The sequence below is a fragment of the Mesorhizobium sp. ESP6-5 genome (genome assembly GCF_020164695.1).
Lineage (GTDB): Bacteria > Pseudomonadota > Alphaproteobacteria > Rhizobiales > Rhizobiaceae > Mesorhizobium > Mesorhizobium australicum.
Genome location: NZ_JAIUGR010000006.1, coordinates 134,533 through 155,565, shown reverse-complemented (window position 1 = coordinate 155,565; position 21,033 = coordinate 134,533). Strand labels below are relative to the sequence as shown.

Genomic DNA, 21,033 nt, shown 5'->3' with positions numbered 1-21,033 from the left:
AATAGCAGGCACGCTCGGCCTCGTGGATAGAGGTGATAGAGGCCGATTCAAAGCTGGCGCAAGACGTCGCTGGCGCGGGAGGACCCCAGCGCCCGCTGCATGGCCTGCCGCGACTGTGCGCGATCGGGCGTGATCCAATTCGGTTCCGCCCCCAGGAAGCGGTCGAGGAAAGCCACGGCATAGGCCGGTATTTCGGTGACGTTCTCGCGATAGGACCACCAGGTGCGCAGGTCGTCGGCGCATTTGTCGATACTGGGCGCCGAGCCAAACTCCTGCTCGTAGATCGCCGAAACCACCGAGACACAGTAGTTGGTGTAGAGAAAGCCTTCCGGCCAGAAACGGATGATGTCCAGCGTGCCGGCATTCTGATCCGTTTCGATGAGCTGGGTGAGGCCGGTGATTTCCCTTGCCGGCGCCTGTTTTATCAGTTCGCGCAGCACGAGGCCGGCGGCAAAGACGATGAAATCGGCGCGGTCGATCGCGGCAAAGCGCTTCTGCGCTTCCATGACCTCGACCCAGTCGAGAAAAGCCCGGGTCAGCTTCGCCTCGTCGATTTCGAAGCGTACGCCGAATGTGTCCGAGACCACCTTGGCGCTGCCGCGGAAGGTGGCGCGGAACCAGCGCAACTGCCGCAGCCGGTGGCGCAGGTCGGGCATGAGGGCCAGTTCATCCCTGAAGGGCAGTTCCATTTCCTGTATCCCGTTTCCCCACAGGTTAGCACAGTCGTGCCCCCGCCGTAATCGCGCGGCGGCCCTGTGGATGACCGTGGTTGAGGTCAATATCATACATATTGACATTCGCGGAAACAAATGTTCTCACTTTGCTGTTGTCGTGCGCCGGTCCAAGGTGCGCCTCGACTGAGGCTTCGGGAGGAGAACCGAATGGCGATTTGGCAGTGGGGACTGCTTCTGCTGGTTATTGTGTGGGCGTTGCAGTCGCTCGGCGTCTGGCTGCAGATGCGGCACTATTCGGATGTCTTCCGGGGCGTCACCGACCAGTACAAGGACGGTTTCGTCGGAGCCGGCAATTTTCGCGGCCGATTTGCCAAGGGAACGATCGCGCTGGTCGTGGTTACGCCCGACTTGATCGTGCGCCGCATGATGGTGATGAGCGGCCGTTCCGTGTTCACCAAATTCAAGCGACATGAAGAATTCGAGGGCGTTCCCCTCGATCGACTCCGGTCCAACCCTGCGATCATGGGGGAGGGGGAACCCGGTGTGGCCGAGGCCGTGAAGCGGGCGATCGAACAGATCGACAAAGCACGGTCGGAGCCGGGGAAGAAGCCGGGTTTGGCCGGCTTGAATGTAGCAAGGGCATAGAGGAGGCCGTGCGCCGACTGGGATCAACCGGCGGGCCGGCATAAGGAGGAGAAATGTCTGTATTTTCGTTGTTGGCGCAGCATGCCGACATGGCCGTGCACAATTTGCATGTCGCGGGTGCCATGGTCTCGGATGCTGCATTGCATGGCAGGCTCGCCGTCGAGCATGCTTCCGATCATCTCGTGGTCCTGGCGCAGGCGCAGACCGACAGCGGGCCGGTCACCGCCGATCAGCTGAAGGAACAGCTGAAAAACGTGCAGCAGGAAGAGCAGCTTGGCTGGCTCACTGCGATAGGCAAGTACTTCATCGGCATTTTCCAGAAGGGCGGCGAGGTTTTCGCTGGCTTTGTCACCGGCATCATCCCGACGCTTGTGGTGCTGATGACCGCCTTTTACGCCGTCACTGAACTGGTCGGCGAAGAGCGGGTCCACGGTCTGGCGCGTGGCGCTGGCCGCATCGCGCTGACCCGCTACACCGTGCTGCCGCTGCTGGCGGTGTTCTTCCTCACCAACCCGATGGCTTACACCTTCGGCTCGTTCCTGGAAGAAAAGCACAAGCCGGCCTTCTATGACGCGGCCGTATCCTACGTGCATCCGCCGCTCGGCCTCTTTCCGCACATCAACCCTGGCGAATATTTCGTCTGGGGAGGCATGCTCGTGGCCTTGCTCGATCTCGAGAAGCGGGGCGTCATCGCCGCCGGCTACCATGTCAAGGTTGCCATCTGGTACGCCATCGTCGGCCTCGTCGTCATCCTGCTCAAGGGCATGCTGACCGAGCGCATCACCGCCATCATGGCACGCCGCCAGGGCGTCGAGCTGTAAGGGCGGGGAGGACATCATGGCCAAGACATACAAAGCCGTACGGATCACCCGCGGCAAAACAGGGTGGGGCGGTCCGCTTGTAATCGAGCCGACCGAACAGCGCAGCAAGGTTGTTTCCGTCACCGGTGGCGGCATTCATCCGGTGGCGCAGCTCATCGCCGATATGACCGGCGCTGAAGCCGTCGACGGCTTCAAGGCGCCGCCGATAGAAAGCGAAATGGCGGTTGTCGTCGTCGACTGCGGCGGCACCGCACGATGCGGTGTCTATCCGCGCAAGCGTATCCCGACCGTCAACCTGACGCCGGTCGGACAGTCCGGGCCGCTCGCCCAGTTCATCACCGAGGATATCTACGTTTCGGGCGTCAAGCCGGCCGACGTCACAATGGCGGACGGGTCCGAGGCGGTCACGACTGCAGGGGGAGCAGCATCGATGAGTTCGACCAACAACACAGCAACGCCGACGGCGCTGCCCAGCGAGGGTGGCCTGATCGGTTTCATCAGCACGATCGGCCGCGTCATGGGTCGTGTCGTCGGCATCTTCTTCAATGCCGGCCGCCGCACCATCGATCAGGTCATCCGCAACGTGCTGCCGTTCATGGCCTTCGTGACCATGCTCATCGGCCTGATCCTGTATACCGGCGTCGGTGACGTGCTGGCGCAGCCGATGGGTCCGCTGGCCAACAATATCGTCGGCCTGCTGATCATCTCGGCCATTTGCGGCCTGCCGTTCCTGTCGCCCATCCTGGGCCCAGGCGCTGTCATCGCGCAGGTTATCGGCGTCGCCATCATCGGCCCGCAGATTGCCAACGGCACGATCTCTCCGGCGATGGCGCTGCCGGCTCTGTTTGCCTACAACACCCAGGTGGGCTGCGACTTCGTTCCCGTCGGCCTCGCACTGGGTGAAGCCAAGCCGAAAACCATCGAAATCGGCGTGCCGGCGGTGCTCATCAGCCGCCAGATCATGGGTCCGGTCTCGGTGCTGATCGCCTGGGTCGTCTCCCTGATCGTGTTCTAAACAGCAGAAATAACGAGGTTCGCCATATGTCGGTTCTTCTCAAGACGCGGGTCACGGCAATAGGACCCGAAGTGGCGGACCTCGCCGAGGGCGGCGTGGTCATCCTGTTCGCGGATGGCTCCCCACCGGAGCTTGCCGAGGTCTCGGTGCTCCACAAGGCCGAGATCGGACCCAGCGACGGCGCGCCTGAAAAGGGCGCGTCGATCACCCTTGGCCCGGTTTCGGCTGTCATAACCGCCGTCGGCTCCAGCGCCTGGAGCAAGGTGCTCGAGATGGGCCACGTCGTCATCTCGTTCAACGGCGCCAGCGAGGCCGAAAGGCCGGGCGAGATCTGCGCATCGCAGGTCGATACGCAAGCCCTCGTGGCTGCGCTGAAGACAGACGCGATCATCACCATCGCCGCCTGAAAGCATTCGCGCCCAGCCAGTCTGGCTTTGGCGCCCAAAAAAGCAGAGTATTTGCCATGGAACGCTCGACCATCGTCAGAGTGCATGAAGGTTTGCACGCCCGTCCCGCCACGCGCTTCGTCAAGCTCGCCAAGGCTTTCGAATCCGACGTCGAACTGGTCAAGGACGGCAAGGCGGTCAGTGCCAAGAGTTCGGTCAAGCTGATGCTGCTGGCGGTCAAGGAAAACCAGGAAGTCACTGTGCGGGCGAACGGCGCCGACGCCATCGAGGCGATCGAGGCGCTGATCGGCTATCTCGAGAACCCCAAGGCGGGTCTCGACGACGAAGACACCCACGCTCCAGCCAATGACCAGGGCAAGGAAGCGGCACTCGCGCCAGCGCCACGGTCCGCGCCGGCTGCATCAGGCGAAGCAAGCAGTGGTTTGCGCGGTGTCGCCGCAAGCGAGGGCGTCGCCATCGGGCCGGCTTTTGCACATTTCCCGCCCGACATCGCCGGGCAGGGCCGCATGCTGCAGGCCGATGAGATCGCCGGCGAGATCGACAGGTTTCGCACCGCCGTCGCCGCCGTCCAGGCCCGCATGGACCGGGCCTTGGCGCAGGACAGTCTGTCGGCCGGTGACCGGGGCATCGTCGCGGCGCTGAGGGATATCGCCGCCGACGACAGCCTGACCGGCGAGGCCGAGAAGGCAATCAGGGGCGGCAATGACGCGGTCTCGGCCACGATCACCGCCGCCTCCACCATCGCCGCCGATTTCAGCGCCGTCGACGATCATTATCTCAATGCGCGGGCGGACGATGTCCATGCGGTCGGACGGCAGATCAGCCTGGTGCTGCTTGGCCAGGACGACGTCAGTCTCGAAAACATCCCGCAAGGTGCGATCCTGATCGCCGACGATATCGGCGCCTGGGATCTGGCGCGGGCGCCGCTGAAACGCATCGGCGGCGTGGTGTGCGGCCATGGCGGCGCCACCTCGCACATCGCCATCATCGCCCGCTCGCATGGCATTCCGGCGGTGCTCGGCCTTGGCGACCGGATCCACCTCTTGCGCACGGCACAAGAGGTGGCGCTCGACGGCAACAGCGGCCAGGTGATCATCGACCCCGATGCGGCGACGCGCGCCGATTTCGCCGGTCGTGTCCAAGCGGCGGCGAAGGAGCGTGCCGGCCTTGCGGCTTTCAAGACGGTGACGCCGAAGCTGGCGGACGGCAGGGTCATCGAGGTCGCGGCCAATATCGGCTCGCTGGAAGAGATCGAGGCAGCGCAAGAGGCCGGCGCCATGGGTGTCGGCCTGTTCCGCACCGAGCTCCTGTTCATGCGCCATATGCACCTTCCGTCGGAGGACATGCAGGCCGAGACCTATGCGGCGCTGGCCAAGGCCTTCGCACCCTATCCGGTCATCGTGCGCACGCTCGACATCGGCGGCGACAAGCCGATTGCCGGCATCGAGTTCCCCGACGAGGAGAACCCCTTCCTCGGTTGGCGCGGCATCCGCATGTGCCTCGACCGGCCCGATATCTTCAAGCGCCAGCTCAGGGCGCTGCTGAGGGCGGCCGTGCACGGCAACATCAAGGTGATGCTGCCGATGGTCTCCGATCTTGGCGAGGTGCGGCAGACGCGCGTTCTTGTCGCCGAATGCGCCGCCGAACTCAAGGCCGAAGGCGTGCCGCATGCGACGTTCGATCTCGGCGTGATGATCGAAACCCCGGCCGCCGTGCTGATCGCCCCGGCACTGGCCAAGGAAGTAGCTTTCTTCTCGATCGGCACCAACGACCTGACCCAGTACATCATGGCGGCCGATCGGCTCAACCCGACCGTTGCGAAGCTCAACGACGTCACCAATCCGGCGGTCATGTCGGCGATCGGGCTGACGGCCAAGGCCGGCGTCGCCGCCGGCATCATGGTCGGCATGTGCGGCGAAGCGGCGGGCCGGCCGGATCTCATTCCGGCCTTCCTGGAGATGGGCCTGACCGAGCTGTCGATGAGCCCGGCCTCGATCCAGCGCGCCAAGAAGACGATCACGGCGATGGCAGCGGGGGAGTAGTTCCCGCAATCGCCGCCGGAGCTTACGGCAGATGCGCAAGCAAGGTGGCGAACACAGGTGCCAATTCATCGACCGGGCTCGCCTTGGCGCAGGCTTGGGCAATGCGCTCATGACGTATGTCGGCCGCCAGAATCGCGATTTCCAGCATGTCGGGCTCCGGCGCGCCGTCACGACCGGTGGTCGCCAGGCCGCAGGCCAGGACGACCGGCGCCAGGCAGCTTATGTCGAGCGCCTGGCCGCCGGCAGCGCTCGCTTCCGGCGCGGCTTCGCCAAAGCGGACCGGACGCTGGTTGCGCAACTCGACCAGCAGTGCCGCGCAGATGGCCGCGATGGCCTGCAGTCCGGCACCCGGCGCGGCCAGCGCAGCCAACAATTCGCCATGGCGCTTGCGCATGGCCGCGTGGACGGCGGCGAAACCGGCTTCATGGATACGGGCGTGGTCGATCTTCAGCCCGGCAAGCACTGCCTTGGTCAGATAGTACATGTCGCGCCGGAACAGGCGCTCGGCGCTCAATTGCTGGTCTTCGTCACCGGCCGGGAAATAGGTGGCGAGGCCTTTTACGGTCGTTCCGTCCACTCTTATCGGGCGCTCGTGCGGGACGAAGGATTCGGCGATCGACAGCGCTTCGTCGACGGCACTCGCGGCGTGGCTGAGCAGGCCTTCGATGCCTTTGCCGGGAAATGGCGGCAGATGGCTGGTTGCTTCGCGCAGCAGGCTGGCCTCGCTGGCGCCGTCATGGCGGCTCTGGCGGATGATGTCGCGGACTTCCCGCAGCCGGTCCTTGAGGTTGACGCGGACATCTTCGGAGATTTGTCGGAGCATCGCGGTTAGCCTCGAATGTGCCGTGCGGCGCCACCTGCGACGGGCACCACCGACTCTACATTGTTCCTATCGATTGGTAGATCAATAGGCGATACTAGACCAGCATGCAGAATCGGCGACGGCGCACTCGTCCGCCGCGGGGGAGGGATGATTGGCCAGGGGACGACAAATCGTGGAAAGACGGCCCGAGGAAAGGCGGACCGACGAAAGGCGGGCAGGAGCGGAAGCGACCGAGCAGATCGTCAGCGAGAGCCGCACGGACCGCCTCAGGATCCGCGCCGCCTGGATGTATTTCGTCGAGCAGATGACGCAGAACGAGATCGCCGATGTGCTCGGCGTCGGCCGCGTCACCATCGTGCGCATGCTGGCGGAGGCGCGGTCGCGCAACGAGGTCAAGATCACCATCGAGAGCGAGCTTCTGGAGATCGTGCGGCTGGAGCGCGCGCTGGAAAAGACCTTCGGCCTCCAGCAGGCGCTGGTGGCGCCGCTGACAGCGGCCAGTGCCGATCCGATCCCGGCAATAGCCGCCAAGACCGGCATGTTCCTGTCCGACGCTATGAAATCCGGCATGCAGGTCGGTGTCGGCTGGGGCAATACGCTGTTCCACACCTTGCCGTTCATCAGCGCCAAATCGCTGACCGATTTCAAGGTGATTTCGCTGCTTGGCGGCGTCGGCGTCGCGCGCCGGGTCAACCCGGCCGAGTTCGCCTGGCGCTTCGCCCAGATCTTCCAGGGCGACGGCTATCTGATGCCGACGCCAGCCGTCGTCGACAGCGTCGAGACCAAGATCGCGCTGATCGAACGCTGCGGCCTGCAGGAGGTTTTTGAAATGGCCGACGCGCTCGACGCCGTTCTGCTGAGTGTCGGCGGGATCGCTTCGGCCACCACCTTCTCGCGCGGCGGCTTCCTCAGGGAAGCGGACCGGGAGGCGCTGCTGGCGCGCGGCGCCGTCGGGGACCTCCTGTTCCACTTCTACGACCGCAATGGCGATCTGGTCGATCATCCCGTCAACAACCATGTGATGTCGGTGGATGTCGACCGGCTGCGCAAGGCGCCAATCCGCATTCTGACCTCCGGCGGCGCGGAGAAGACCGACGCCCTGCTCGGCGCAATGAACCTGATTGCGCCCACAATCCTGATCACCGACGAGGAGAGTGCAAGGCGGATTCTGGCGGCGGTCAGCGAAAGCTGAAGGACCCCATCGTATAGTCCGGCCAGGCCTTATGCTCATCGAAGACAGCGGCGAGGTCAGGCGTGTCGGCCAATATCCCACCCATCACCAGTGCCGTCGCGATGCCGACGCCATTGCCGCCTGCAATATCGTGTTCGACGCTGTCGCCGACGCAGACCACGCTGCCGCGCTTTGGTTCGCCGGCGAGCGCGAGCGCCGCTTCGAAGATCGCCGGGCCGGGCTTGCCGATGCGGGTGACGCTGCCGCCCAGGGTCTCGTAAAGATCGGCGATCTCGCCGGCGCCGAAGCGGGGCCCGACCGCCGTCAGCATGATCTTGTCGGGATTGGTGCAGAAGCATGGCACTTTTCGCGCCGCCGCCGGGGCCAGCAAGCGGCGATAATGCTCGAGGTCGTAGCGGTCGCCCTCGCTGGCCGCGATCAGTACCAGGTTGGCGGTATCGCCGGTTCCGGTCAATACAAAAGGCAGGCCCTCGATCGCTGTGCGGTCATTATCGCGGCTGATCAACAGGCAGTTCGTGCCGGGCCGCAACGCTCCAGTCGCCGCCATTTCGTGGAAGGATCGCCACGCCACCTCGCCGGAGGAAACGAAATGATCCCAGCTTCCGGGCTCGAAGCCGAGCCTCAGCAAACGGTCTTCGTTGGGCTTGGCGCGCCTGCCGGAGTTGGAGACCAGCACCACGGTCTTTCCGGCGCGCTTCAGTGCCGCCAAGGCCACCACCGCACCGGGATAGGGGGCCGAGCCGTCATGCAGCACGCCGAACTGGTCGACCAGGAAGACCTGGTAGCGCTCCTCCAGCGGTCCGATGCCGTCGAGGCGTTCAGCCAGTTTCCCGCTCATAGCAGCCCCGCCTCGTTCGCACCCTTCAACGCCAGGCGCGCCGCTCCGGCAGCGGCCTCGTCCGACAAAGCCGGCAAGAACGCAACGCCGAGCTTACGCTGCCGGATCGCGCTCCACGCCGGATTTGCCGCGCCGCCGCCGACGCTGCGCACCGAAGTCAGCGCCGGCGCGCCGAGCTCGCCAAGCCGGCGATAGCCGAGCGCTTCGATCGCGGCCATGCCTTCGAACATCGCCTTGAGATAGTCGGCATCATCCGCCGGGCGCGGGACGAGGCGCGGGGGGAGCGCCGGATCGGCGATCGGGAAGCGTTCGCCCGATGTGGCGAGTGGATAATAGTCGAGGCCGGTCTCAGTTGCGGGGTCGATCATGGCACTGAGCTCGATGATCCGCGCGAGCGGAAAATGCCGCGCCAGCACCTTGCCACCGGAATTCGATGCGCCGCCGGCCAGCCAGGTGTCGCCAAGACGATGGCTGTAGATGCCGAAGCGCGGCGCCGAGATCGGCCGGTCGGACAGGATCTTGATGGTCAGCGAGGAACCCAATGCGGTGACGCCGTCGCCGGCTGCCGCAGCGCCCGTCGCCAGGAATGAGGCGCAGCCGTCCGTGGTGCCGGCAACCACAACCACATCGCGCGGCAGGCCGAAAAGCGCGGCGGCGGCCGTGGTAAGCGTGCCGCTGACCTCGCCCGGCTCGACGACATCAGGCAGTAAATTCATGCGCATGCCGGTGGCCGCGATCCAATCCGGCCAGCGGCGGGCCTCGACGTCATAGCCGGTCTTGAGCGCATTGTTCTCGTCGCTGACGTCGAAGCGTCCGGACAGGTTGCCGGCGATCCAGTCGGCCTGGTGGAGCACGGCCGCCATGCCGGGCAGACGCTGGAATCGGAGCGCCTTGGCGAGGCCTGAAGTCGGCCCGTGGGCGGCGCTCGTTTCCGGCGCCTCGCGGGCGACGATGGCCAGGATGTCTCCGTCATCGACCTTGTCGTTGTACATCAGCGGCTCGGCCAGGGGCCGCCCATCAGTGTCGACCGGCAGCAGCGTGCCCGATGTGCCGTCGACGGCGATGGCGCGGACCGTGGCACGGTCTATGCTTGAAAGCAGCCCGGCCAGCGCCGCCTGGACCGCTTGCCACCATGTGCGGGGATCGCGGGGGTTCGGGCCGAACCTGTCGAGAGGCACGGCAGATTGGGCGGCAATGGAAAAATCCCGGCGCATGGCGACCGCGCGGGCGCCGGAGGTGCCGATGTCGATGCCGACGACAAGTGGCGTCATGTCGTCCGTTCCTTGTCAGGCCGTGCCGGCGGCGTTGAGCTTCTGGCGATATTGCTCGGCGTCCCAGTTGACCAGTTCGTCATTCTCGGCGGCCGTGAGATAGTTCAGCCGCGCCTTGCCATCGACGCGCGCGGTCACGTCGGCCAGGCAACGCTGCATGGCGTCGGCACCGGCGCTGGCGTCGCCGCGCATCAGCACGCCGGCGCCGGGAAACAGGATCGCCGGTGGCGCCGCGCCGAGCCGCGCGACGACGCCGGCCACGTCCTCGCCCGGCCTCGCCAGGACCGAGCCCTGGCCAAGGAATATGACATGGTCCGGATAGAGGCTGCCGGCCTCGGCCATGTGCAGGCTTTCCGCATCGATCGCGACAGCATGCGCTTCGATATCCGCCGGTAACCGGTAGTCGCCGGCTAGCGTCGTCAGGGCGGCGATGTCGGGTGCGGCGGTCGCGCGCGCCGGCCGCGCCAGCAGCGACCGGACGCGGTGCAGCAAGGCCTGTGCGTCGGGGACGGTTTCCGCGGCGACCACCAGTCCGTGATTGCCAAGGATCAGTATGTCGACGCCGGGTCGCAATCTCTCGGCAATGCCACGGGCGAGCGGCAGGCCCGGCCGGAAATAGGGCACCCAGGCCCATTCGATGCCGCCCAGCCGCTTGGCGACCTCGGCCTCGCCATCGGCTTGCACGGCCAGCGAAATCGTGTCGACGCAGTGGACGTGCAGAACCACGCGTTGCGGCATCAAGGCATGCACCGTGGTCTCGATCGACGGACGCAGGCCACGCGGATTGAGGTCTTCGATGGCGAAAGCCTGTGGCTTGTCGGCGGCCGGGTCGCGCCGGTCGACGGCCTCCAGCAACGGCGCCATCGCCACCGGCACCATGATGTCGTCGCTGAGCGCGTCCTTCAGCCAGGTGCCCGAAGCCTTGATCCACAGCGTGTCGCCGGCCTTCAGCGAGGTGTTTCCGCCCGCCGCCTGCGTCATATGCGGGTTCAGCCCGATGCTGGCCGAAAGCGCCCGCAAGGCAGCCAGTTCCTGTGCATCAGCTTGGGTTGCCATGGCCCTTTTCTCCAACGCTTGCACAAAATCCCGTCGTCGGGACCGGTGTTGGCGTTGGTATCGCAGATGTGAGTGATCTGCGTCAATAGTGATCTACTATCGTCAAAAGCAGCTTGCAATCCAACTAATGTTGAGTAAGTTGCACCAATTGCCATAGAAATGGCGTCAGGGAGGAAAGGTTGAGCGACCTCGGCCGCCAGCGTCAGATCGTCGAATTGCTGCGGGATCGTCCGTTTGCCTCCGTGCGCGAGTTGCAGGAGAGGCTCGGCGTTTCGGCGGCGACGGTCAGGCGCGATATCGACCGGATCGACGAGGCCGGTGAGGCCCGCAAGGTCTATGGCGGCATTTCGGCGCTCGATGGCGCCTCGCATGCGGGCGTCGCCTATGCCCGGCCCTATGACGAGAACCGCGACCTTGCCGTCGAAGCCAAACGGCAGATCGCGGCGGTCGCCGCGACCATGGTGCGCGATGGCGACGCGGTCATCGTCCATGGCGGCTCGACCTGCTTCCATCTCGGCGTCAAGCTCGCCGACCGCAACATCCGGCTCTACACCAATTCGATGCCGCTCGCGGCCTATCTCAGCGACCATGGCCATTGCAGCCTGACGGTTGCCGGCGGCGACCTGCACCGTGAACCCGGCATCATACATTCGCCGACCCAGGCGACGTCCTTCTATGCCTCGAAATTCTTTCTCGGCACGCAAGGGCTCAACCAGGAAGGGCTGCTGGAATCGCATCCGCTGCTGGTGCGGTCCATCGTCGAGCTCAGCCTGTGCGCCGACCAGATCGTGGTGCTGGCCGACAGCCGCAAGCTGTCGATCCACGCGCGCAACGTCGCGCTGCCGCTGTCGCGCATCGGCACGCTGGTGACCGATGACGGGCTCTCTGATGCCGATGCGCGCATGCTGGAGGATGCCGGCGTCATGGTGCGGATCGCTTCAACCTCGGGAGCCCTCGCGTGAACGTGGCAGTTCTCGACTTCGGCAAGACCAATTCGAAGCTGTTCGTCTTCGGCCAGGACGGACGCATTCTCGACGAGCGCCGGACGCAACCGAAATGGGCGCGCCAAGGCGGCTTCAGCGTGCTCGACGAGGCCGCCCTCCATAACTGGGCGTTCGGTGCCGTCGCCGACGCGGTCGAAAACCATGGTGTCGAAGGGGTGATGGTGTCGGGCCATGGCTGTACCTTCGCTCTTGTCGACGACAAGGCGCTGACCCATCCGATCCTCGACTACGAACAGGAGCCACCGGCCGAAATTGCCGCACGGATCGACCGCCGCATCCCGGATTTCGGCGAGACGTTCTCTCCCCGCCTGCCGCTCGGCTTCAACTATGGCCGTCACATGCTATGGCTGCAGGAAGTCGATCCCGACGCGTTCGCGGCGGCGAAATGGATCCTCGGCTATCCCCAATACTGGAGCTGGCGCCTTGGCGGCCGGCCGGTCTGCGAGGTCTCCTATCTCGGCTGCCATTCGCATTTGTGGGCCCCGCGCAAACGTGATTTCTCCTCGCTGGTCGACGCCGAGGGCTGGCGTGGCCAGATGCCGGCTTTCGAACGTGCCGGCGCCGTCATCGGCGAGCAGCGCTTCGGTGGTGCCGGGCGCCCGGTCGCCATCCACAACGGCGTTCACGACTCCAATGCGGCGCTGCATGCCTATCGACGCCAGGAGCTCGGCCCGCTGACTGTCGTGTCGACCGGCACCTGGGTCGTCGTGCTCAACCCCGACTGTCCGCTCGAAGCGCTCGACCGTGAGCGCGACATGCTGGTCAATGTCGATGTCGACGGTGGTCCAGTGCCGACCATCCGCTTCATGGGCGGGCGCGAATTCGCCGTCATAAGCTGCGACTGGCAAGGCGCGATCCCGCATCGCTCGATCCAACAGGCGATCGATGCCGGCCTCATGGCGCTTCCGAGCTTCGCGGCGGGCGGGCCGATGCCGGATCGCCCCGGCCGGTTGGCCGGGCGCACGCCCGATGCCGGTGAACGCGCTGCCGTGGCGCTGCTCTATGTGGCGCTGATGATCGATCTCTGCCTCGACCTCATCCATTCCGACAATACCGTCATCGTCGATGGCGGGCTGAACACTGGCGGCTTGCTCGCCGGGCTGCTGGCGCAGCTGCGTCCCGGCCAGGGTTTCCTGCAAGGTGCTTCGCTCGAAGGCAGCGCCACGGGTGCCGCCGCGCTCGCCTTCGAGAGCGTGGGGCGCGACTTTGCCGCCGAGCCGCCGGAGCCGGTGCAGGCGACACGATTCGGCGGGCTTGCCGGCTATCGCGATGCCTGGCGCGATCTCATTGCCGGGCATGGTGCCGCCGCCAAGGCGGCGGGTGGTGCACGATGAGCGCGGCGGTGCGGACGCAGGCTACGCGCCAGCCGGTGCTGGAGATGCGCCACATCTCGAAGACCTTCGGCGCGATCCGTGCCCTGCAGGACGTCTCGCTCAGCGTCCACGCCGGCGAGCTGCATGCGCTGATGGGCGAGAACGGCGCCGGCAAGTCGACGCTGATGAAGGTGCTGTCCGGCGCCTATCGGCCGGATCCCGGCGGCGAGATCCTGATCGATGGCGCGCCCGCCGCGACGGGCGATCCGATCAAGGCGCGTGCTGCCGGCATCGCGGTGATCTATCAGGAACTGTCGTTGGCGCCCAATCTGACCGTGGCGCAGAACATCTTCCTCGGCAACGAGCCGCGCCGTTTCGGCATCGTCGACCGCGACCAGTGCAACCGGCGCGCGACCGAGATCGTCGGCCGGCTCGGCGTCTCTTTCTCGGCGCGCGCTTTGGTCTTCGGCCTGTCGCTCGGCGAGCGCCAGCTGGTCGAGATCGCCCGGGCGCTGTCGACCAATGCGCGCATCATCGTCATGGACGAGCCGACCACATCGCTCACCTCGCGCGAGACCGACCGCCTGTTCGAGGTGATCGCGACGCTGAAGGCGCAAGGCATCGCCATCATCTACATCAGCCATCGCATGGAAGAGGTCTACCAACTTGCCGACCGCGTCAGCGTGCTGCGCGACAGCGGCTATGTCGGTACGCTCGAGCGCGCCGACCTCAATGCCTCGCGCCTAGTGTCGATGATGGTCGGCCGCGATCTTTCCGCCTTTTACAAGAAGGATCATCGCCCTCCAGACGGAAAACGCGCCATCGCGCTCTCGGTGCGCGGCATGTCCGACGCGCATCTGCTGAAGAACTGTTCGTTCGATCTTCATCACGGCGAGGTGCTGGCATTGGCCGGCCTCGTCGGCTCGGGCCGCACGGAGCTTGCCCGGCTGATCTTCGGCGCCGACAAACGCAGCGCCGGCACGATGGAGCTCGATGGCAAGCCCATAACCATCGGCTCGCCGCGCGAGGCGCTCGATGCCGGCATCGCTTACCTCACCGAGGACCGCAAGGAACTCGGCCTGTTCCTCGATATGTCCATTTCGGACAACATCAGCATGGGCGTACTTGTCAGGGACGCGCGAGCCGGCGGCCTTCGCGATTTCACGGCCGCCGACAGGCGTGCGGCAAAGGCCATCGCCGACCTGTCGATCCGCACCAACTCGGCGCAGGCCAATGCCGGCTCGCTGTCGGGCGGCAACCAGCAGAAGGTGCTGCTCGCGCGCCTTCTGGAGACCGAGCCGAAGGTCGTCATCCTCGACGAGCCGACCCGCGGCGTCGATGTCGGGGCCAAGTCGGAAATCTATCGGCTGATCGACAATCTCGCCAACCGGGGCATCGCCATCCTGATGATATCAAGCGAATTGCCCGAGGTGATCGGCGTCGCCGACCGCGTGCTGGTGATGCGCGACGGCGCCATATCAGGCGAGGTGACGGCATCCGAAGGCGAGCCGCTTCGTCAGGAAGCGATCATGGAACTTGCGACGGGAGCGTCTCAGCGATGACAGACAGGACGACCGCGACGAAGAGTGCGGATCAGGCGGCGGTCAGGAGCCGGCGGCTGCGCACCACGCTTGCCGCCCTTGGCATGCTGCCCGTGCTGGTGCTGCTGGCGGCCGGCTTCCAGTTCATCAACCCGCGCTTCCTCACCGGCACCAACCTGCTCATCGTCACGCAGCAATCGTCGATCAACATCGTGCTTGCCGCCGGCATGACATTCGTCATCCTGACCGGCGGCATCGACCTGTCGGTCGGCTCTATCCTCGCAGCGGCCGCGATGGTGGCGGTGCTGGTGTCGCTGGTGCCGGACTGGGGCCTGCTCGGCGTGCCGGCGGCCATTCTGGCGGGGCTCGGCTTCGGGCTCATCAACGGGCTGCTCATCGCCTATATCAGGCTTCCGCCGTTTATCGTCACGCTGGGTTCGCTGACAGCCGTGCGCGGCATTGCCCGCCTGCTCGGGCAGGACACGACGGTGTTCAACTCCGACCTGCCGTTCGACTTCATCGGCAACGGCTCGGTACTCGGCATTCCCTGGCTCGTCGTCATTGCCCTGTCGGTGGTGGTGCTGTCCTGGCTGGTGCTGAAGCGGACGGTGCTCGGCACCTGGATTTATGCCGTCGGCGGCAACGCCGAGGCAGCTCGACTGACCGGCATCAAGGTGCCGCTGGTGCTGCTCTTCGTCTATGGCGTTTCCGGCCTGCTGGCCGGCCTTGGCGGCGCCATGTCGGCGGCAAGGCTCTACGCCGCCAACGGCCTGCAGCTCGGGCAAAGCTACGAACTCGACGCCATCGCCGCCGTCATTCTCGGCGGCACCAGTTTCGTCGGCGGCGTCGGCTCGATCTGGGGCACGCTGATCGGCGGCCTGATCATCGCGGTGCTCTCCAACGGCCTCATCTTGGCCGGTGTCTCTGACATCTGGCAGTACATCATCAAGGGATTGGTCATCATCGTGGCGGTCGCCCTCGACCGCTACCGGCTCCAGGCAGGGGCAAGAACGTGAGTGACCTAGTCGCCGGCATCAACGACCGGCTTGTGTAACGCACCGTGAGAGGCGCGGGGCATCAGGAGGAAGTAAGCGTAATGAAGACCATCGCCAAACTGCTCTGCGGCGCCGCCCTTGCGGCCGTCGCCATCGCGCCGGCATCGGCCAAGGACCTCAACAAGGTCGGCATCTCGGTCGGCCTGCTCGGCAACCCCTTCTTTGTCGCCACCATCAAGGGCATCGAGGACGCGGCCAGGAAGATCAATCCGAAGGTCGAGGTGACGTCGGTATCGGCCGACTACGACCTCAACAAGCAGGTCTCGCAGGTCGATTCCTTCATCGCCGCCGGCGTCGACGTGATCATGCTGAACGCGGTCGATGCCAAGGCGATCGCTCCGGCGGTGAAGAAGGCGCAGGCCGCCGGCATCATCGTCGCGGCCTTCGACGTTTCGGCGCCCGGTGCCGACGTCACGGTGATGACCAACAACGTCAAGGCCGGCGAGGAAGCCTGCCAATACCTGGTCGACCACACCGGCGGCAAGGGCGACTACGTCATCCTCAACGGGCCGGCGTCGTCGTCGATCCTGGAACGGGTGAAAGGCTGCAAGAACGTGCTTGCCCAGCATCCCGACATCAAGATCCTGTCCGACGACCAGAACGCCGAAGGCTCCCGCGATGGCGGCTTGAAAGTGTTCCAGTCGCTGCTCACCCGTTTCGACAAGATCGACGCGGTGTTCGCAATCAACGATCCGACGGCGATCGGCGCGGAGCTCGCCGCCAAGCAGCTCAACCGTTCGGAGTTCATCTTCACCGCGGTCGACGGGGCGCCGGATATCGAGAAGGAACTTTCTTCCGGCAAATCGATGATCAAGGCCTCGGCCTCGCAGGATCCCTATGTGATGGCCGGCCAGTCGCTCACCATGGCGGCCGACCTGCTCGCCGGCAAGAAGCCGGCTGAGGCCACCGTACTGCTCGACCCGAAGCTGATCACGGCCGAGAACCTGAAGGACTACAAGGGCTGGACCGCGGCCCGCTAAGCCTCCCAAGGCCGGTGCGGCCGGAGCGATCCGGCCGCACCATTCTCCTCGCCGCTTAACTCTTTGTTTTACGCAATTCCGGACGGAGAATTGCTTTAACCGGAGACGATCATGTCGCGCATCGGAATCCATTCCTTCGTCTGGTCGGCAAGCTCGGCGCAGGGCGAACTCGAACGCACGCTGGCCAATACCAGGGAGGCCGGTTTCGACCTGATCGAATTCTCTTATCTCGACCCCGCCAATGTCGATATTGACGGGCTTGCCAAACGCATCGCCGATCTTGGTCTCGGCGTCGCGATCAGCATCGGATTGCCTGGTGACGGCGATATTTCGAGCGCCGACAAGGCGATCGCCGCGCGCGGCGTCGAGATCCTCAGCGACACCGTCGCGCTGACGCGCGACCTTGGCGGCAGCAAGGTCGCCGGCATTCTTTCGACCAGCCATGGCCTGCAGATCGAGGCACCGACACGCGATCAATGGAACCGCAGCGCGGCAACGCTGGCAAAGGTCGCCGAGACGGCGAAGGCAGCCGGCGTCACGCTCAACCTCGAAATCGTCAACCGCTTCGAAAGCAACCTGCTCAACACCGCCGCGCAAGGGTTGGCCTTCATCGAGGACACGGGGTCGGACAACATCTTCCTGCATCTCGACACGTTCCACATGAACATCGAGGAAGCCGATGTCGGGCTCGCCATCCGCCACGCCGCCGCCAAGATCGGCTATGTCCATATCGGCGAGAGCCATCGCGGCTTCCTCGGCACCGGCAACATCGATTTCGCGGGGATTTTCGATGCGCTGACCGCAATCGGCTATGCCGACGATCTCAGCTTCGAATCCTTCTCCTCGGAGATTGTCGACGAGAACCTGTCGAAGAAGACGGCGATCTGGCGCAATCTGTGGACCGACAACATGGCGCTCGCCAAGCACGCGCGTGCCTTCATCGGCCTTGGGCTGGAAACGGCGCAACGCAAGGCAGAGCTGGTCTCGGCACGGCACAAGCCATAACCACTCCAGCTCGCGCCGGTCAGCCCGAATGTGCGGCCGTGCCTGTTTCGCATGGCACGGCATTGCCCCCGTCATGTGCATCGGCTATCCGACCCGCAGCACACATGAAGCAAACGGAGCCCGGCATGACGAACAAGACCATCCTGAAATTCGGCGCGGTCGAGCACGCGGAAGCTGGCGATCTGCCTGGCTGGATCGCGGTCGAGGGCCAACCGACCATGCAGACCGCCGTCCAGCACACGACTTCGGATGGCAAGGTGATATCGGGAACCTGGCGTGCGTCGCCAGGCACCTATCATGCGACCTACACCGATTATGAGTTCGTGCACATGATCGCCGGCCGCATCATCATCACGCCCGACGGCGGCACGCCGGTCGAGGTCGGCCCCGGCGACGCCTTCGTGGTGGAAGCCGATTTCAAGGGCACCTGGAAGATCATCGAGCCGGTGACCAAGCATTTTGTCGTGCGGGTCGGCTGAGCCGGCCCGATCACAGCCGAAGCAAGCCCGCCATGATTCGCCATGGCGGGTAAGTACGGATTGCTTTGCGCCTATTACGGCAAGCTATGCGCCCACGACTTCACTCAACCAGCTCCGCCACCTGACCGGTTTGTTCCCGCGCGCCTTTCCGCGTCGGAGCTCTGCCGCTTTGGGTTGTGGAACATTCAGCTGCAGCCGGCGTTTTACGTCACACTGTCTTTCAGAGATGCACCGCAGTCGCGCGCGACTGCCTTTGGAGGCATTACCATGGCCCGCAACCCGCAAAGCACGGCAAGCATTGGCGGCCACCCGATCCATCCCATGCTGATCCCCTTCCCGATCGCTTTCTTCGTCGCCACCTTCGTTTGCGACCTGATCTTCTGGCGAACAGGCAATCCGGGATGGGTGAGCGCCAGTCTCTGGCTGCTTGGGGCGGGCCTGATAATGGCCGCCTTGGCAGCTCTTGCCGGGCTGACCGATGTCCTCGGCGATGTTCAAATCCGCAATTTGCGTGACGCGTGGCTCCACGCCGGCGGCAATGTGCTCGTCGTCCTGATCGAACTCTACAACTGGTACTCTCGCTATGCCCATGGCGAGACGGCGGTGGTACCCACCGGCCTGGTCCTCTCGCTGATCGTGGTTCTCATTCTTCTGTTCACGGGCTGGAAGGGCTGGGAAATGGTCTACCGTCATCGCGTGGGCGTCGCCGATGGTCCCGGCGAAGTAAGCCGACACTGAGGCGCGGCCTATTCTTCGGTGCTCGGGATGCTTTTGAGGACGAACAGGGCCCTATGGGCTATGCGCCATGCCCAAGCGGCTATCGGCCACGGGTCGCCATTGCCGGACCGTGCCCGAGACCTATATCCCTAGCGCATTTGCGATCGGCCCGACCCCGGAATTCGGCCCGACCCCGGAATTGTCCGCCGCACCAGCTGTCTTCCGACCGATCGCGCCTCCGCGGCCAGAGGATACCCGCATGACAAGGTTCAATTCCACCAGGCTGTTGGCCACAACGACTTTGGTGCTGCTCCATCAGGGGCTGGCAATGGCGCAGATGCCGGCGCAGCAGCCGGATGCCAAGTCATTCAAACTTGGCACACTCGACATCGTCGCCCTGCACGACGCCCAGTTCGTCAAGCCCAACGACGGCAAGACCTTCGGCCTCGATCACAGCCCCGCGGAAGTCGGCGAGCTGCTCAAGGCGGCGGGAGCGCCGACCGATACCATCACGCTGAGCGTCGACGCCCTACTGGTCAAATCGAAGACCAGTGTCGTGTTGATCGACACGGGTGTCGGCGGCGCGCTGCAGGACAGCCTAGCCAAGGCCGGCATCAAACCCGCTGACGTCAGCGAGATATTGATCACCCATTCTCATCCCGACCACATTGGAGGGCTGGTCAAGGACGACAAACTGGCTTTTCCCAACGCCACGATAAGGATGTCTGACGTGGAGTGGGATTTTGCCAAGTCCAACAAGGATGCGGCCGATATCGTCAAGGTCATCGCCGACCATGTGAAACCGTTCAAGGCCGGCGCCCAGGTCGCGCCTGGCATCACCTCGGTAGCGCTCAAGGGACACACACCCGGTCATGTCGGCTATCAGATAAAGTCCGGAAAAGAACGGCTGTTCGATATTGGCGACACGGTGCACAGCTCAATCATCTCGCTCGCCAAGCCGGACTGGGCCGTGGCCTTCGACGGCGACAAGCCGGAAGGTGAGCAGAACAGGGCCAAGACCTTGGCCACGCTGGCCAAGGACCACGAGATGATCTTCGCACCGCACTTTCCGTTCCCCGGTATTGGGCAGATCGAGAAAGACGGCGACCACTTCAAATGGACGCCGAGCGACAAGCCCAAGTAGGATTGATTCCAGCCATAGAACTACCAGCTGCTTGAGGCTGAGCGCGAATGCGGTTGGCCTCAGACCGATGCTGCAAGCTCAGTCGCGAAGTTGCGATAGGAGTGCAGCGGGCGGCCCAGGATCCCTGTCAAACGCTCGACGTCGCCGGCCCCAGAAAGCATGCCGTCGGCGACATAGCGCTCGGCCATCAGGCGCATTTCATAGGCCATCCACTTGGGCATGATGTTCGCCAGATTCTGCTCGAACCCGGTAGGATCATCGCCGCCATAGGCAATCGGGCGGCCCAGGACATCCGACCAAATCGCCGCTACATCCGAGCCAGTCAGCGTATCGGGGCCGACCAGATTGATGATTTCGATCGGCAGCTTGCCCGGGGCCTGGTCACGACGGACCAGCTCGACGGCTGCGACCTCGGCAATGTCGCGGGCGTCGACCATGGCGATGCCCTTGGCTCCGATCGGCATCGGATAGATCCCATGGTTGAAGATGACATCCTTGATCATGAGTTCATTGTCGATGAAGTAGGCCGGGCGCAGGATAGTGGCGCTGAAGCCCATCTGTTCGATCATCCGCTCCGCGCCGGACTTCACGGCGAAATGCGGCACGTTGACGAAACGATCGCTGTGGATCACCGACAGGTAGACAACCCGCTCGACGCCCGACTCGCGGGCAATGTTCAGGGTGATGAGCGCCTGGGTGAATTCGTCCCCCGACACCGCGTTGAGCAGGAACAGTGTGTTGACGCCGGCAAACGCTTTGCGCAGCGAGTCGATATCGAGCAGCTCGCCTTGCACGACCTCTACAACGGCCGGAAAGTCAGCCTTCGAGATGTCGCGAACGAGGACGCGCACATCGGCGCCGCGCTTGACGAGCTGCTGGACGACTTGCCGGCCGACACGGCCGGTGGCGCCGGTAACGAGGATAGTCATGATTGTTTCTCCGAGTTGGGTTGCTTGACGACCCCAATATGAGTGGTTCACACATGGGCCAATAGGTGTGATATTTGAACGC

General features: G+C 64.6%; 21 protein-coding genes. 15 read left to right on the top strand and 6 right to left on the bottom strand.

Features of this window, described 5'->3' with window-relative positions:
- Positions 1-47: 47 nt before the first annotated feature.
- Complete coding sequence (locus tag LB524_RS11820; RefSeq protein WP_224526451.1) at positions 48-689, bottom strand: hypothetical protein; 642 nt, start codon at positions 687-689, stop codon at positions 48-50.
- A 192-nt stretch (positions 690-881) separates the two neighbouring features.
- Here LB524_RS11820 and LB524_RS11815 point away from each other — a divergent pair, with 192 nt between their 5' ends.
- The 5 genes from LB524_RS11815 to ptsP are packed head-to-tail and all read left to right on the top strand — an operon-like array spanning position 882 to position 5,604.
- Positions 882-1,319 carry a transcriptional regulator GutM gene (locus LB524_RS11815; protein ID WP_015315467.1) on the top strand — a complete coding sequence of 146 codons (438 nt, stop codon included), beginning with the start codon at positions 882-884 and terminating at the stop codon, positions 1,317-1,319.
- Between the two features lie 53 nt (positions 1,320-1,372).
- The gene (locus LB524_RS11810) at positions 1,373-2,140 is read left to right on the top strand and encodes a PTS glucitol/sorbitol transporter subunit IIC (protein ID WP_015315468.1); all 768 of its coding nucleotides are present in this window, start codon (positions 1,373-1,375) and stop codon (positions 2,138-2,140) included.
- A gap of 16 nt (positions 2,141-2,156) precedes the next feature.
- Positions 2,157-3,155 (top strand): PTS glucitol/sorbitol transporter subunit IIB, encoded by a 999-nt coding sequence (locus tag LB524_RS11805; RefSeq protein ID WP_224526448.1) that lies wholly within the window; start codon positions 2,157-2,159, stop codon positions 3,153-3,155.
- 26 nt (positions 3,156-3,181) lie between these two features.
- Entirely contained in the window at positions 3,182-3,562 is a 381-nt protein-coding gene (locus tag LB524_RS11800; protein WP_224526445.1) for a PTS glucitol/sorbitol transporter subunit IIA, read from the top strand.
- Between the two features lie 56 nt (positions 3,563-3,618).
- Positions 3,619-5,604 (top strand): phosphoenolpyruvate--protein phosphotransferase, encoded by a 1,986-nt coding sequence (gene ptsP, locus LB524_RS11795; protein WP_224526443.1) that lies wholly within the window; start codon positions 3,619-3,621, stop codon positions 5,602-5,604.
- Between the two features lie 22 nt (positions 5,605-5,626).
- Here the strand turns inward: ptsP and LB524_RS11790 are convergent, their stop codons facing one another.
- The gene (locus LB524_RS11790) at positions 5,627-6,427 is read right to left on the bottom strand and encodes a hypothetical protein (RefSeq protein ID WP_140824000.1); all 801 of its coding nucleotides are present in this window, start codon (positions 6,425-6,427) and stop codon (positions 5,627-5,629) included.
- A 172-nt stretch (positions 6,428-6,599) separates the two neighbouring features.
- Between LB524_RS11790 and LB524_RS11785 the strand changes: the two genes are divergently transcribed.
- Positions 6,600-7,619, top strand: coding sequence for a sugar-binding transcriptional regulator (locus LB524_RS11785; RefSeq protein ID WP_051041246.1), 1,020 nt, complete (start codon positions 6,600-6,602; stop codon positions 7,617-7,619).
- On the opposite strand, the gene LB524_RS11780 is transcribed toward LB524_RS11785, so the two are convergent.
- From LB524_RS11780 to LB524_RS11770, 3 genes are read right to left on the bottom strand one after another with little or no spacing between them, the layout of a single operon-like run.
- Complete coding sequence (locus LB524_RS11780) at positions 7,606-8,457, bottom strand: TIGR01459 family HAD-type hydrolase (protein ID WP_224526440.1); 852 nt, start codon at positions 8,455-8,457, stop codon at positions 7,606-7,608. The genes LB524_RS11785 and LB524_RS11780 overlap by 14 nt on opposite strands.
- Positions 8,454-9,728: an FGGY-family carbohydrate kinase gene (locus LB524_RS11775; protein ID WP_224526437.1), complete on the bottom strand. Its 1,275-nt coding sequence runs from the start codon at positions 9,726-9,728 to the stop codon at positions 8,454-8,456. Before LB524_RS11775 ends, LB524_RS11780 begins: the two co-directional genes overlap by 4 nt.
- A 15-nt stretch (positions 9,729-9,743) precedes the next feature.
- Positions 9,744-10,784, bottom strand: coding sequence for a class II aldolase/adducin family protein (locus tag LB524_RS11770; RefSeq protein ID WP_224526433.1), 1,041 nt, complete (start codon positions 10,782-10,784; stop codon positions 9,744-9,746).
- Positions 10,785-10,963: 179 nt separating this feature from the next.
- Here LB524_RS11770 and LB524_RS11765 point away from each other — a divergent pair, with 179 nt between their 5' ends.
- From LB524_RS11765 to LB524_RS11725, 9 genes are all read left to right on the top strand, one after another.
- A complete protein-coding gene (locus LB524_RS11765; protein ID WP_015315477.1) occupies positions 10,964-11,746 on the top strand; it encodes a DeoR/GlpR family DNA-binding transcription regulator in 783 nt (260 codons plus the stop codon).
- Entirely contained in the window at positions 11,743-13,122 is a 1,380-nt protein-coding gene (locus LB524_RS11760) for an FGGY-family carbohydrate kinase (RefSeq protein WP_224526430.1), read from the top strand. Before LB524_RS11765 ends, LB524_RS11760 begins: the two co-directional genes overlap by 4 nt.
- Positions 13,119-14,663, top strand: a complete 1,545-nt coding sequence (locus LB524_RS11755; RefSeq protein ID WP_224526427.1) for a sugar ABC transporter ATP-binding protein — start codon at positions 13,119-13,121, stop codon at positions 14,661-14,663. The genes LB524_RS11760 and LB524_RS11755 overlap by 4 nt, the downstream gene beginning before the upstream one ends.
- Positions 14,660-15,658 (top strand): ABC transporter permease subunit, encoded by a 999-nt coding sequence (locus LB524_RS11750; RefSeq protein ID WP_140712807.1) that lies wholly within the window; start codon positions 14,660-14,662, stop codon positions 15,656-15,658. The genes LB524_RS11755 and LB524_RS11750 overlap by 4 nt, the downstream gene beginning before the upstream one ends.
- Positions 15,659-15,738: 80 nt before the next feature.
- The gene (locus tag LB524_RS11745) at positions 15,739-16,677 is read left to right on the top strand and encodes an ABC transporter substrate-binding protein (RefSeq protein WP_015315481.1); all 939 of its coding nucleotides are present in this window, start codon (positions 15,739-15,741) and stop codon (positions 16,675-16,677) included.
- 111 nt (positions 16,678-16,788) lie between these two features.
- Positions 16,789-17,682 carry a sugar phosphate isomerase/epimerase family protein gene (locus LB524_RS11740; RefSeq protein ID WP_140712809.1) on the top strand — a complete coding sequence of 298 codons (894 nt, stop codon included), beginning with the start codon at positions 16,789-16,791 and terminating at the stop codon, positions 17,680-17,682.
- A gap of 125 nt (positions 17,683-17,807) precedes the next feature.
- Complete coding sequence (locus tag LB524_RS11735) at positions 17,808-18,161, top strand: cupin domain-containing protein (RefSeq protein WP_015315483.1); 354 nt, start codon at positions 17,808-17,810, stop codon at positions 18,159-18,161.
- Between the two features lie 267 nt (positions 18,162-18,428).
- Positions 18,429-18,899 (top strand): DUF2231 domain-containing protein, encoded by a 471-nt coding sequence (locus LB524_RS11730; RefSeq protein ID WP_015315484.1) that lies wholly within the window; start codon positions 18,429-18,431, stop codon positions 18,897-18,899.
- 238 nt (positions 18,900-19,137) lie between these two features.
- Positions 19,138-20,022: an MBL fold metallo-hydrolase gene (locus LB524_RS11725; RefSeq protein ID WP_224526425.1), complete on the top strand. Its 885-nt coding sequence runs from the start codon at positions 19,138-19,140 to the stop codon at positions 20,020-20,022.
- Between the two features lie 59 nt (positions 20,023-20,081).
- On the opposite strand, the gene LB524_RS11720 is transcribed toward LB524_RS11725, so the two are convergent.
- Positions 20,082-20,951 carry an SDR family oxidoreductase gene (locus LB524_RS11720; RefSeq protein WP_224526749.1) on the bottom strand — a complete coding sequence of 290 codons (870 nt, stop codon included), beginning with the start codon at positions 20,949-20,951 and terminating at the stop codon, positions 20,082-20,084.
- Between the last annotated feature and the right edge of the window lie 82 nt (positions 20,952-21,033).

Coding starts and splice junctions, on each gene's coding strand:
- LB524_RS11820 (WP_224526451.1), bottom strand. CDS start 689: ATGGAACTGCCCTTCAGGGATGAACTGGCCCTCATGCCCGACCTGCGC.
- LB524_RS11815 (WP_015315467.1), top strand. CDS start 882: ATGGCGATTTGGCAGTGGGGACTGCTTCTGCTGGTTATTGTGTGGGCG.
- LB524_RS11810 (WP_015315468.1), top strand. CDS start 1,373: ATGTCTGTATTTTCGTTGTTGGCGCAGCATGCCGACATGGCCGTGCAC.
- LB524_RS11805 (WP_224526448.1), top strand. CDS start 2,157: ATGGCCAAGACATACAAAGCCGTACGGATCACCCGCGGCAAAACAGGG.
- LB524_RS11800 (WP_224526445.1), top strand. CDS start 3,182: ATGTCGGTTCTTCTCAAGACGCGGGTCACGGCAATAGGACCCGAAGTG.
- ptsP (WP_224526443.1), top strand. CDS start 3,619: ATGGAACGCTCGACCATCGTCAGAGTGCATGAAGGTTTGCACGCCCGT.
- LB524_RS11790 (WP_140824000.1), bottom strand. CDS start 6,427: ATGCTCCGACAAATCTCCGAAGATGTCCGCGTCAACCTCAAGGACCGG.
- LB524_RS11780 (WP_224526440.1), bottom strand. CDS start 8,457: ATGAGCGGGAAACTGGCTGAACGCCTCGACGGCATCGGACCGCTGGAG.
- LB524_RS11775 (WP_224526437.1), bottom strand. CDS start 9,728: ATGACGCCACTTGTCGTCGGCATCGACATCGGCACCTCCGGCGCCCGC.
- LB524_RS11770 (WP_224526433.1), bottom strand. CDS start 10,784: ATGGCAACCCAAGCTGATGCACAGGAACTGGCTGCCTTGCGGGCGCTT.
- LB524_RS11755 (WP_224526427.1), top strand. CDS start 13,119: ATGAGCGCGGCGGTGCGGACGCAGGCTACGCGCCAGCCGGTGCTGGAG.
- LB524_RS11750 (WP_140712807.1), top strand. CDS start 14,660: ATGACAGACAGGACGACCGCGACGAAGAGTGCGGATCAGGCGGCGGTC.
- LB524_RS11745 (WP_015315481.1), top strand. CDS start 15,739: ATGAAGACCATCGCCAAACTGCTCTGCGGCGCCGCCCTTGCGGCCGTC.
- LB524_RS11740 (WP_140712809.1), top strand. CDS start 16,789: ATGTCGCGCATCGGAATCCATTCCTTCGTCTGGTCGGCAAGCTCGGCG.
- LB524_RS11735 (WP_015315483.1), top strand. CDS start 17,808: ATGACGAACAAGACCATCCTGAAATTCGGCGCGGTCGAGCACGCGGAA.
- LB524_RS11730 (WP_015315484.1), top strand. CDS start 18,429: ATGGCCCGCAACCCGCAAAGCACGGCAAGCATTGGCGGCCACCCGATC.
- LB524_RS11725 (WP_224526425.1), top strand. CDS start 19,138: ATGACAAGGTTCAATTCCACCAGGCTGTTGGCCACAACGACTTTGGTG.
- LB524_RS11720 (WP_224526749.1), bottom strand. CDS start 20,951: ATGACTATCCTCGTTACCGGCGCCACCGGCCGTGTCGGCCGGCAAGTC.